At 41.3% G+C, this 11,972-nt stretch carries 14 protein-coding genes; 5 read left to right on the forward strand and 9 right to left on the reverse strand.

Features of this window, described 5'->3' with window-relative positions:
- Window positions 1–86: 86 nt before the first annotated feature.
- The 4 genes from H6G97_RS36035 to H6G97_RS36050 form a co-directional block, all read right to left on the reverse strand.
- Complete coding sequence (locus H6G97_RS36035; RefSeq protein ID WP_190945388.1) at window positions 87–977, reverse strand: caspase family protein; 891 nt, start codon at window positions 975–977, stop codon at window positions 87–89.
- 324 nt (window positions 978–1,301) lie between these two features.
- A complete protein-coding gene (locus H6G97_RS36040; protein ID WP_338421912.1) occupies window positions 1,302–1,583 on the reverse strand; it encodes a sugar ABC transporter permease in 282 nt (93 codons plus the stop codon).
- Window positions 1,584–2,096: 513 nt separating this feature from the next.
- Window positions 2,097–2,309 carry a hypothetical protein gene (locus tag H6G97_RS36045; RefSeq protein WP_338421913.1) on the reverse strand — a complete coding sequence of 71 codons (213 nt, stop codon included), beginning with the start codon at window positions 2,307–2,309 and terminating at the stop codon, window positions 2,097–2,099.
- 206 nt (window positions 2,310–2,515) lie between these two features.
- Window positions 2,516–3,133 carry a hypothetical protein gene (locus H6G97_RS36050; protein ID WP_190945390.1) on the reverse strand — a complete coding sequence of 206 codons (618 nt, stop codon included), beginning with the start codon at window positions 3,131–3,133 and terminating at the stop codon, window positions 2,516–2,518.
- 155 nt (window positions 3,134–3,288) lie between these two features.
- Here H6G97_RS36050 and H6G97_RS36055 point away from each other — a divergent pair, with 155 nt between their 5' ends.
- Window positions 3,289–4,044, forward strand: coding sequence for a TspO/MBR family protein (locus H6G97_RS36055; protein ID WP_190945392.1), 756 nt, complete (start codon window positions 3,289–3,291; stop codon window positions 4,042–4,044).
- Between the two features lie 402 nt (window positions 4,045–4,446).
- Window positions 4,447–5,814, forward strand: a complete 1,368-nt coding sequence (locus tag H6G97_RS36060) for an MATE family efflux transporter (RefSeq protein ID WP_190945394.1) — start codon at window positions 4,447–4,449, stop codon at window positions 5,812–5,814.
- Window positions 5,815–5,897: 83 nt separating this feature from the next.
- Here H6G97_RS36060 and H6G97_RS36065 read toward each other — a convergent pair whose 3' ends face one another.
- The 4 genes from H6G97_RS36065 to H6G97_RS51560 form a co-directional block, all read right to left on the reverse strand.
- Complete coding sequence (locus tag H6G97_RS36065; RefSeq protein ID WP_190945395.1) at window positions 5,898–6,785, reverse strand: pirin family protein; 888 nt, start codon at window positions 6,783–6,785, stop codon at window positions 5,898–5,900.
- A gap of 292 nt (window positions 6,786–7,077) precedes the next feature.
- Window positions 7,078–7,242 (reverse strand): N-acetyltransferase, encoded by a 165-nt coding sequence (locus tag H6G97_RS36070; RefSeq protein WP_190945397.1) that lies wholly within the window; start codon window positions 7,240–7,242, stop codon window positions 7,078–7,080.
- Between the two features lie 46 nt (window positions 7,243–7,288).
- Entirely contained in the window at window positions 7,289–7,660 is a 372-nt protein-coding gene (locus H6G97_RS36075; RefSeq protein WP_338421914.1) for a type III secretion system chaperone family protein, read from the reverse strand.
- 3 nt (window positions 7,661–7,663) lie between these two features.
- Complete coding sequence (locus tag H6G97_RS51560; RefSeq protein WP_199349884.1) at window positions 7,664–7,957, reverse strand: hypothetical protein; 294 nt, start codon at window positions 7,955–7,957, stop codon at window positions 7,664–7,666.
- 426 nt (window positions 7,958–8,383) lie between these two features.
- On the opposite strand from H6G97_RS51560, the gene H6G97_RS36080 reads away from it, so the two are divergent.
- Both H6G97_RS36080 and H6G97_RS36085 read left to right on the forward strand, forming a co-directional pair.
- Window positions 8,384–9,613 (forward strand): energy transducer TonB, encoded by a 1,230-nt coding sequence (locus H6G97_RS36080; RefSeq protein WP_190945399.1) that lies wholly within the window; start codon window positions 8,384–8,386, stop codon window positions 9,611–9,613.
- A gap of 260 nt (window positions 9,614–9,873) precedes the next feature.
- Complete coding sequence (locus H6G97_RS36085; RefSeq protein ID WP_190945401.1) at window positions 9,874–10,662, forward strand: tryptophan-rich sensory protein; 789 nt, start codon at window positions 9,874–9,876, stop codon at window positions 10,660–10,662.
- Here the strand turns inward: H6G97_RS36085 and H6G97_RS36090 are convergent.
- A complete protein-coding gene (locus H6G97_RS36090) occupies window positions 10,622–11,485 on the reverse strand; it encodes a GNAT family N-acetyltransferase (RefSeq protein WP_190945403.1) in 864 nt (287 codons plus the stop codon). The two genes, H6G97_RS36085 and H6G97_RS36090, sit on opposite strands and share 41 nt — an antisense overlap.
- A 44-nt stretch (window positions 11,486–11,529) precedes the next feature.
- Here H6G97_RS36090 and H6G97_RS36095 point away from each other — a divergent pair, with 44 nt between their 5' ends.
- The gene (locus H6G97_RS36095; RefSeq protein WP_190945405.1) at window positions 11,530–11,895 is read left to right on the forward strand and encodes a hypothetical protein; all 366 of its coding nucleotides are present in this window, start codon (window positions 11,530–11,532) and stop codon (window positions 11,893–11,895) included.
- Window positions 11,896–11,972 lie beyond the last annotated feature (77 nt).

Below are 11,972 nucleotides of genomic sequence, written 5' to 3' on the forward strand. Positions count from 1 at the left end.
ATTTAATTCAGCAACTAAAACGCCCAAGTATTCCTATGTGCTTGGTTTGATTTAAATTGTCGTGTGGTAGGGCTACGCCCCGCTCGCTATTTGTTCCAGTTGCGTAAGTCCTGTTCAGTTAGTCCCCAATCAATCCGCTTAGATTCCAATATTTCTAAAGCAAAGACAGAAAACCTACCCTTACCCGATTTAACACGACTTTCCACTTCCTGGCGATACTTCAGTTTAGGATCATCTTTAGGCGACTTTGCCAGAAAAATTCTATAACCTTGCTTAACGGGATAAAATTCTGGTGTCATTGTTGGAGATACTTCTCGAACTTTGCTGCTGGCATACCCATGCAACTCATCCACCGATATCAAACCATCCCCGTCTTGATCTGCTGCGCCATTCTCAATACCCTCAACTAGATATTGAGTATAAATTGAAAGTTCAAAACCTTCTTGCTCAAATGCAAACTGTGTCGAAGTCGAAGCCGTAAGAATTGCCCGTCCTTCACCTCCCAAATGTTGTTCTAGATTGATAGTGCCGCTATCTTTAGCTGTCAAACCTTTGGCAAAAGCTGCACCAAAGCAGCAGTCTAAAATTACAACCATTCGCTTTGACTTGCTTGCGTTCATCCAAGGATGCACTTCTCTGGCTGCTACAGCCGAGGTTGGTACTAATTTCCCTTGCTGATCTTTACGGGTTTGGCGAGTTGAGAAGTAAAATTCACCGCCACTATCAGTTATGCCATGACCAGAAAAATACAGCAGCAAGACATCATCTTGGTTACAATTGATACTATATAAGTCATAAATTTTATCTTCCATTTCCTGCCGTAAGGGATTTTTCAGCACCTCGGCCTCAGCAAAGCTACCCATTTCTGGGTTTAGCAACACTTGGCTCATAGCCTCGACATCTTTGATAGCACTTGGTAGCGGGTTCAACCCCTGCTCATACTCACTAACCCCGATTAGTAATGCTACTCTTGCCATGTTTGCTGTCTTATATATCTTTGGTATTTTTCTTGAAGAAGAACCCAGAAGCCAGAATCCAGGAGTCAGAATCAATGAGTGGGGGATTCAGACCCGCCACTCATTGTAGACTGCTAAATGAACGCAAGTGCGTCTCTGAAAGAGAAGATTTAGCGGGGGTCTTAAACCCCTAGATTCATCCACCAGTCGTACAGAATTCATACTGAATTCTGACTCCTGACTCCTGAATTCTGTTTTGATAAAATCCTCAGCTTGCCGTCTGGCCAATTCAAACTCTTCCTGATTGCTAGCTTTTACTTTGAGTTTCTTGCCATTGATTTCTACTTAAATTTCAATAATTTTTCCAGTAAGTCTAGTACTTAGAAACTCGAACAAAGGCTTGATGAGAGATGGATTGCCCACTGCTTTTAATGTCGCCAACAAGAAACCCCCTAAAGCTTTTGAACCTTGGGGGACTTCTGTAACTGCCACTAAATCTGCATCTTCTACTCCATCCACCTCTTTAACCTGTGGGAGCAATTTCTCTACTTCTGCTTGCAACTCCTCTTCGTCTAAACCCAGTTCAGTTACGGAAATAGTCACCTGAACATTAGATGTGGTTGCCATTATGAAGTTTCTCGATGGTTATTAACAATATCTTTGATAGATTTTACTATTTTTTAGTTGATACATAAAGTAGGTGGGCGAATAGAATTGCAGCTACACAGACAAAACCCGCCTTTCCTGCCGAACGCTACGCAAAGACGGGTTAAAAATCTTAATTTTCACCTCGTTATTTCGTTCCCAGTCTCCTAGTAGTTCGCTTTCGTGACGAAAGCGGGGTAAAGGGTAAAGGGGAAGGTGGGGCCCCCTCTGGGGATAAGGGGCGGGGGGAAGGTTTTAAATCCCTTACCCCTTAACCCTTCCCCTTTCCCCAGCCCTCACAAGCGCATTTTTGGGTTGGGAGACTACTAGCTGGGAATGTATTCTCAGAGGTTCTACCTCTCACCTCCCAGAATGGTTTCCCAGCCTGGGAGGGCTGTATTTTATAGCTATTTTCAGGTAAGTAGACCGACCACGCAGTAAAGGCGCAATGCCTTGCGCCCCTACGACTGAATGCCATTTTCTATTGGATCTTAGCTAACTTGCGATCACAGCCGATGCCCCATTCATAGATCCATTTACAGAAGAAAGCTGAACAGAATCAGCTGTTAAAGAATTGGTGATTTTGGAATTGCCTACTACGCTTCGCTTCTTTTTGCTATTACCTCGTCTAGCACCACCCGCCATCTCGTATTCCTGGCTGATTTTACCGTAACGACTGGCAACTCCTAGTAACATTTTTTCTGACATTTATCTACTATCTCAAAAGCCTTAGTTTTGTACTGCATGCAAAATAAAACTGCTGTAAATGGTCTTGAATAGTAATAATTACCCCTAGCTTTAGTAACCTGTTTTGCCGCGCCTGTTCCTCAAAATGAAAAATGGTCGAGTGGAGCGATCGCTGCACAGTCGAAGGCGCAAAGAAAGCGGATGGAGATATTAAGCGAAATAACCTACTAACTACAATAAGCCAGACTGCTTAATCTAGGAGTATTTACTAAGTCTCTATTGGCTATCCAACCATTACCGGATAACTCTCCAGGGAAACTTCTGGAAAGGTCAATTTCTACCCAAATATAATTTTCAGATTTGTATGACTTAACTACACTACCTGTAACCAAGTTCACATACACGATTGCGCCTGGATAAAGCGTTGTAATATAATCTCCTTTTATACTTGGTTGGCGACGTAAAGTTTCAGGTTGTACAATTCGCCGACATGCACTGCCAATAGTAGGTTTACTCAACAGGGTTGGAGGGTTGCTATTCGTCTGACAATATCTCAGCACAGCAGTTTGAATAAACCCTGAAGTTGGGGATTGAATTCTGACAAATTTATCTCCACTAACTGGTATATATGCTAAAGTAATCCTTGTTTTTGCCGACAATATTCTGATAGCATTAGATGATGTTGAAGGATCTTTAAAAATCGGAGTGTCTACTTTAGTCGCACGACAACTCGACTGTGAAACATTGGCGGGAGCCTGTGCGATTTGAGCAAATACAGGCACGCTCAGAGCAAATGTAGCAATCTTTCCTAAAGTAAAAATATACAATAACTTCTGAAATTCCACGTTTTTACCTCAATATTAATTATGAAAAACTGTACATTAGTTTGGAATTTATAAACTATGACGTTAAAAGAGCCTACAAAAATTGCTTTTAATCAGTAGACTACCATATAATGACTTATTATCACTAATTACAAACTACACACAATTTCTTAATTATGAATCAATCCAATAAGACTGGAATAATTGAACAGTTTGTTAATACAGTGATGGGAGTAAAAACTCTTAATAAACAAAATTCTCTAAATACATCAATAGCTAATACACAAGAACTAGATATTAGAGCAGTTTTAGTTTATACACTAGGAACCATCTTACAAATACTAGTTATGATTCTCGTGTTGCTGGGAATGGAAAAATTAGTAATGTTGATTGATAATAATTCTTCTTTTCCCACTTGGGTTAGCACTTTATTTACTGGATTATTTTTTGCTCTGTTAAGTATTCGTTCACGAATTTTTTCTCTTTTAGATAATACCCGCTCTCGTCAAACCTATGACCAGGTAATCAGACCAAGATGGTCTCCTCCACCTTTAGCATTTCCCATAGTTTGGATGATAATAGCCGTTTTGCGGGTAATTTCTTCTGTATTGATTTGGCAGCAAATGAATCACCAATTTTTAGTGCTGCCTTTAATATTGTTTGTGGTACATCTGGCTTTAGGGGATACTTGGAATACGATTTTTACTGTAGAACGGAGATTAGGTGCTGCTGTACCTGTAGTTATTTTAGGCCCTTGGTTATCTGCTTTAGTAGTGACAGCAGTTTATTGGCAAACTAATCCTGTGGCGGGAATGACTTTATCATTTTCTTGCGTATGGCTAACTGTCGCTGCTGTATTGGTATTTAGAATTTGGCAACTAAATGGCTCTGAGCCATTGTATCCTTTAAAAATTAAAACTATGGAGAAATAAACATTCAATATTTACCTGGGAATGAAAGCGGGTAAAAAGATAACTTGACTTTTAAGTACCGCATTTAACATATATAAAAAAAGTAGAGCAATTAACAATAGACCTCTTGCAAAAGTGCTTTTTGCAAGAGGGGGAAAAAGGGTAAAGGTTAAAGGGGAAAGGGACAATACAGAATTTTTCCCCTTGCCCCTTTCCCTTTTCCCGATTTATGCAAGAAGTCTAATCTACAGTTTGTTAAAATCAGGACTTACGCAAACTCATGAGAAAACGAACCGCAAAGGCGCATACTCCTACGGAGAAGCAAGCTACGCGCAGCGTCTCGTCAGAGAAGAACGCAAAGGAATGAGAGTTTCAAAGAGTTATTACGTAAGTCCTAGAAATATTAAATCCAAGACTTAATTTATGCCAAAAAAGCTATATATGTTTTCTGAAGCTAAAAAAAGTCTTGCGTTAGCCATACCTTTAGCAGCAGCACAATTGGCTCAATCTGCAACCGCTTTTGTGGACACGGTAATGATGGGCTGGTTGGGAAGTCAAACCATTGCATCTGGAGGTTTGGCAGCTATTACCTTTAATTTTTGTCTGTTCATCCTTACTGGTATCGTTTCTGCTGTCAGTCCGTTAGCTGCTCAAGCATACGGAGCCGGAAATAGAGAAAAAGTTGGTACAATTATCCGGCTTGGACTAGGGATATCTCTGGTACTAGGAATACCAATGACATTGCTGCTTTACAATGGAGGTACTTTATTACTTCTACTAGGGCAGGATGCTAACACAGTAGCACTAGCAGAGATTTATTTAAGAGCGATCGCACTGGGTTTTATTCCTGGTTTGGGCTTTGCAGTACTTAAAAGCTTTCTTTCTGCTTTGTTGCAACCGCAATTAGTAATGGTAACTGTGGTTTTGGGTACTCTGCTTAACATCACAGTTAACTATGTGCTGATGTTTGGCAAATTGGGATTCCCTGCGCTGGGTTTAGCGGGTATCGGTTGGGCAAGCACACTCTCACTTTGGAGTATGTTTCTTGCTTTGACAGTTTATATATGTAATCAGCCTGACTTTGCAGTTTACGATATTTTTCGACCTTTATCTAAAAAAGCTTTTTCCCTAGAGCATCGCCGGATCATTAGTGAGATTTTTCAGATTGGATTGCCTATTGGGGGGCTGATTGCGGTTGAAGTGGGATTGTTCACAGTTGTTACCTTCTTAATAGGACAATTAGGAACAAACGCTCTTGCGGCTCATCAAATTGCTTTACAAACAATTTCAATATCATTCCAAATTGCACTAGGCATTTCTTTAGCAACAACAGTACGTGTTGGGCAGTTAGTAGGAGAGAATGACCTAGTTGCTACCCGTTTGGCTGGATATGTAGGCATTGCCATTGCAGCTATATCAATGGGTATAGCAGGTCTTACATTTTGGTTAGTACCAAAGTCGATTATTTCTCTTTATATTGATATCAGCGATCCAAACAATGCAGATGTGGTTGCCCTCGCAGTGAAATTGCTGGGAGTAGCAGCGATTTTTCAAATAGTTGACGGTGTGCAAGTGACTGCGGCGGGAGCATTACGCGGGCTAAAAGACACTCGAATTCCGATGTTGATTGGTATTTTTGCTTATTGGTGTGTTGGTTTATTCACTGGTTATACTTTGGGAATCTCGTCGGGGTCTGGAGCTATTGGCCTTTGGTGGGGGCTGGCTATTGGTTTAGCGATCGCTGCAATAATCATGACTTGGCGGTTTAGCAATAAAACAGTTAACCACTGATAAACAAAGATGAGTTATCTGTAGCTATTAGGTAACTTATTTACTTATATCTGCGTATCAATATTAGCAGAAGTGTAGATAGTTCACGAAAAAGGATTAGCTTCTGTTACCACTTCTGGTAGTGGAATAAACTCTGTTTCATCTGGCACAGTAGCAAAGCGGCGATCGCGCCAATCAGCTTTAGCTTGTTCTATTCGCTCTGGGCGGCTAGAGACAAAATTCCACCATTTGTAGCGTGTACCCAACGGCTCACCGCCAATGACAATACATCGAGCAGCGGCAGTAGCAGAAACCTTGATCTCATCACCTGGCTCTAGGATAGCGAGATGATGTTGCTCTATCGGTTGGTCGTTAATCCTCAATTCTTCTGTGACACTGTATACTGCCCTTTCTGAGTAATCAGCAGGGATAGTGAAGTGAGCATTAGCAGACAACACCACATCTAAATAGAGGATAGGTGAGAAAACTTTCACAGGTGAGGTATAGCCCAGCATTTGTCCAGCAATAAGTTTGATCACAGCGCCATTCTCTTCCCAAGTAGGAAGGGTTTCAGCAGGATAGTGAATGAAGTTTGGATCAATTTCTTCGTCTTCAACAGGTAGGGCAACCCAGGTTTGAATGCCATGAATAGTAGTTTCTTTGTGACGATCAAGATCAGGTGAGCGTTCTGAATGTACAATTCCTTTTCCAGCTGTCATCCAGTTTACTGCGCCTGCTTGGATTAACTGCACAGTACCTAAACTATCACGATGCATCAAAGCACCATCAAATAAATAAGTCACCGTTGCAAGATTAATATGAGGATGTGGTCTGACATCGATGCCTTGATTTGGAGGCATAACGGACGGGCCAAGATGATCAAAAAAGATAAACGGCCCAACCATTTGGCGATTAGGATACGGCAAAGAACGGCGGGCAAAAGACCCACCCAGATTTTTAACTTCGGGTTTAATCAGTTGAAGGATTGCCATGAGTCATGCGGGGTGATGGTAAATGCTGGAATTATTATCAGTATATCTACATTTATTATTCCAAAATTATTTTCCATAAGAGTACTCCAAGTAAAAAAATGCTCAATTGTCATTGCGAGCGAAGCGAAGCAATCGCAAGGGCTGGGATTGCTTCGCTTCGCTGGCAATGACGGGTTTTGGATCATTTATTTTTTGGAACACTCTAATTGACTCGGTAGCTGCGATAGTCAATTCCAACAGTCAAATCCGCTAGACAGGTTGTGAAAAATTAGTTTAGTAACCGATCAAGTAGTTAGCCATTATAGGCAAATACCAAAAATTCAGTGCCTTCATAGATGAACTCTGTCATCTTGCACATATCCATCTTTTGATGTGCCTGAAGTGATGGTTTGTTGTTTGCCTTGATGAACAGTATCCCCTCCCGCTCTGGTAAAAAATCTTTCAACTTGGCGAACATTACCGCAGCAATACCTTTTGACTTCCGCCTTGCGGTATTAGTCGCTTTATCCGTTCATCTGCTCAAGAGCAGTTTCTACAGTTTCTCCTTTGAGTACTGCTTGAATTCCTGGTAGGTAGTCGTCCATCATTAGGACATTCGTATACACAAGACGTTTGATTAAGGTGGTAGTCAGCCGCTCACCCTGGACATCAATGCTGGTTTTGTAGCGAATCTCACCGTCAGTCAGATCAAGTTCAAAGTTACCAATAATCAGTCCGTAATTTACTTGAGTTAGGAATTGTGCGATCGCTCGTCGTTTAGTTTTGGGTGCTTTCACCGGGCAAATAGAGTAAAAGACAAATTGCTGCTGGTCTTCTCTGGCTTTGGCATAGCAGGTGAAGCGATCGCGTTTGCCTTTGAACGCTAGTTGTAAAATTGATTATCCCTGAAGTTTGGTAAATGCCCAATCATCTTCAGTGAAAAAATCAATCATTACTTGATAAATCAAAGATTCATCCGCAACGGCTTCAGCCACTTCAGCGATGTCGTCTACTAACTCGTTTAATGTATCTATTGCTTCGTCAATGGCATTTGAGATAGTGCGATCGCCTTCATCAAAAGTCGTATTTAACCAATTCTCAAAGGTATTATTAATTTCTTCCAGAGTATTATCTAACACATCAGAGTTTAGTGCCACGCTATCATCTATTTGCTCACGAAAGAAACGAATCATTTATTGGGTGATGCGTTCACTAGAGAAATTCTGCTGTGTAATCTCCGCAGGATTTAGATAAGCCCAAAATGTTTTGTCATCCCATTACTCAAAATTGCCTCACCAAGATGAGCGATCGCATCTTTGGGAATGGAATCAGGATAACGAGATTTTGGCTCCCATTGGTCTGTCAAGAAGAGATTCAAGGGCTGTCACATTGGGGTCAGCAGCATCACCCGTGAAATATACATAATTAAAAGCGTCCAAATCATTAACAAAGAATACTCGTGCGTAAAAATAATCCGCTCCACTGAGTTAAAGTTTCAATTGCTAAATCTTGAGGTATTGTAGATGTGTTTATATTTGGTAATTTGGTAATGGTCTAGGTGAGTTGTTGGTATTTGTGATACCGACTGTTGAGGCTGCTATTAAAGAAAGTAGAATAACATGACTTCATTTGATGAATTTGTGTACCATCGGAGGGTGCGCCCTCTCAATATGCTCCAAGGTGTAGTTACTTCTATCCTCCTGCACTCTATTTTATTAATGGGGAGCAAATATTGGCACACAGCTTTGATGCGTGAGCCGAAACAAGAAATTACCCAAGAGATTCCAATCGAGGTAGTTGAAGTTACTCCTGACAAAACAGACATACCTCCTCAAACCTCACTCCGTGCTACCAAAAATTCTATTGCCGGTGGTAAAGCTTTGCCAGAAAGACCTGTTTCTGTGGTGAAGTCAGCGAGTCCCACAGGACATAAAGCCTACAAAGAGCGTTCTTTTGAAACAACCTCATCTCCAGCACAGGTATTGCAGACAGGACGGCAGCAGCAGAAAACGGAATCACCAAATCGATCTGGTCAACAACCGCAATTCAAACCTCAAAAAACAGCATTAGCACCTGCAACCACAGCACAAGTATCTAACTCTAAGAAAATTGCGGTAGCGCCAATGACTACACCACCAGCCCAATTAGAAAAAACAGCGCCTTTGGCTACACTAACATCCCCCAATCCAAAGCAAATAACCTCAGCACCTGCAACCGAGGCGCAAATGCCCAACTCTAAGAAAATTGCAGTAGCACCAATAGCTACACCATTACCAGCCGCACTTCTGAAAACACCGCTTGAAAGAGCTACAACATTACCAGTACCCAGCAATCCTCAGAAGTTAGGGCAGTTAAGAGTTGGATTAAGTGGACAAACACCGACTCAAACTCAGTCATCTCTAAAAACAGGTGCAGCAAGTTTGTTGGGTGGTACTGTGGGTGTATCTAGTCAGAATTATCGTGGCGATCAATTGGCATCTGTGCCTAATTCCAACCGCGATCGCCAAGCGACTTCTGGTATTGATGCCCGCAGTCAAGATATAGACCTCACCTCTTACTTAAATAAACTAAAGCAACGCGTTCAGCAGCAGTGGCTACCAGGAATGAGCCAGTCTAATCGGCGAACGGTGGTTAACTTTACTATTAATCGTTCAGGTCAAGTTAGCAATCTCAATATTGCACAAACTTCTGGATTCAGTGTAACTGATGAAGTAGCACACAATGCCATACAGAAAGCTGCACCTTTTGCACCTTTGCCTACAGGATATCCCAAGAATCACATTGATATCGAATTTACGTTTGATATCAATGTTTATGGCGAACTAAATTTATGGAGGGATGGTGGCTAACAGCAGGCATTCTTGTCGGCTGGTGATTGAACCGCCCACTGCTCAATAAAATTAAAGGCTAGAATCTTTATCTGCCATAGCTTAGAGCTTTATAAACGTCCTATTCTGCTGAGAACTTTGTCGCTATCTAGTTAAGTCTGTTTGAACAGATCAGAATCCTCAACATGACGGCTGAGGAAGATGTCAATTGCTCGATATGACTGTGGCTTATATTAGGCAAGATGTAAGCTAAAAGTACAAAAGATATGAATTAACATCCTATGCAGCAATCCACAAGAGGCAATTATCGGGATTTTTGGCGGCAGCTTGTTACATTGGCTGCAATTTTAGGTGCTTTCGTTATCAACGTAATATCGAACGTTTTTCCGCTCAATGGACTCAGCATAGGGGAAATTTCCAATACTTTGTTTAAAAATGTCCTGATTATCCCTGCCAATTACGCCTTTGCTATCTGGGGGCTGATTTACGTTGGATTGTTTGCTTTTGGGGTATACCAAGCTCTACCTAACCAACGAGATGAGCCTGATTTACGTAAGACAGGTTATCTGTTAGTGATTGCCTGTGTTGCTCAAAGTATCTGGGTGTATCTGTTTTTGTCTCGGCTTTTTGCTCTTTCTGTAATTGCAATGCTCTTGATTCTGTTGCCTCTGATTGGTGTTTATGTGCAGTTACAAATTGGCAAATCGCGTGTACCTCGGCTGAAAAAATGGTGTATTCACTTTCCGATCAGCATTTATCTAGGCTGGATTAGCGTGGCAACCATTGTTAATGTAGCGTCTGCTTTATATTTTCACGGGTGGAACGGTTGGGGGATTTCTGCTGTAATATGGACTCTCATCATGGTATTGATAGCAACAGCAGTTGCAGCAGTTATTGTCATCCAGCGTCGAGACATAGCTTATACAGGAGTAATACTCTGGGCATTGGTGGCGATCGCACTTAAACATTTTGATAACTCGATGCTCAGAAATGTTGTGTTGTTTTTGGCGATTGTTCTAGTTTTGACTGCTACGATTCAAATAAGACTAAGCCGTACTTCTCACCAGTAGGCAAAAAGCCAATTCCTCGATAAACTGCTTGGGCTGCTTGGTTATGATGACATGTAAATAGGATGGCACGTTTTACTCCCTGCGATCGCGCAGCTAACAACGAACCTGCTACCACACTTTTGGCGTAACCTTTTCCCCGTAACCCTGGCGGTGTCCACACTCCACCAATTTGCACAATATCAGGGAGGTTGGCATTAAAGGCAGAGTAAGAAACTAGAGTATCTTCGGCTACCAAAACCCAATGCATAGCGGTAGCTTGACAAGCTTCAATTACGAGACGGCAAGCTGAACGCAAACTTGGAGTATCTGTTCCTTGTAAAGCTTTCACATTATAAACAACGCACCATTCGGTGAGTAATTCCAACTCTTCTGAATGTGGCAAACGACACTGCACCTTTGCCGTTGCTAAGGCTTGAGGTATTTGCAAGTCTTGTAATGTTAGAGAAAACAATATTTCAGACTCATCAAGCTGAGTTGTTCGGTTGCTAAGTCCCAAAACCCTTTTTGTTGCTTCAACTTGTGCTGCTGGCCCACTAATTCCAGAAATAGCACGTCCAGATTGTGCCACAACTGCTTGCACCACCTCTGATAAATGTACAGGAGCTTGGACTACTACCATCCCATTCCAAAAGTGGGCTGCAACTGCCACTATAATTTCATTTGTGTAGGCTGCTACGTAAGTTCCTTGAAATCTGGCACCTTGGTCAAGCAGTCCCGCAGCTCGCCAATTAGAGCGCAAAAACATAGAAGTATCACTGTGTTGCAAGAGAAATTCTTCCAGCGATACTTCATCTCCAGGTTGCAGGGTTCTCAAAGTAGGCACAAAAAACTCCTAAGTCTTGAATTCAGTTTACTGAATAAGCGGTTTTGGGAATAATAGCATTACTAGCTGTGAAGCTGGTTATACTATTCAACACCTATAAAGTTGAGAAAAAATTGGAGGATAAAATGGTTTCTAATCAAAATGGAACTGATAACAATTGGAATTTAAACGAAAGTAGGACACTTATTCAGGCACTTATCAAAGATTTTTATAAGAATAATTTAAACAGCTTTGCAGATCCAATCAAACAAGAAGGATTAATAGCAGCAGGGAAAGAAATATCTCAAATAATTATTCTATTTAATAGACTTCAAAAACTCATCAATAGAAACACGCCACGAAAAATTTGGTGGGACAAAATACCAAGAATAATTATAAGTAAGTCGGCGGGAAAATTTATAAGTATGTAACGAAAACTTAATCAGAGTAGTTAGAGTTAAATTTAATACGTTGTGTCCTATAATTTCCTCTTTCTCCTCTAGCTTGA

Source organism: Nostoc flagelliforme FACHB-838 (genome assembly GCF_014698065.1).
Classification (GTDB): domain Bacteria; phylum Cyanobacteriota; class Cyanobacteriia; order Cyanobacteriales; family Nostocaceae; genus Nostoc; species Nostoc flagelliforme_B.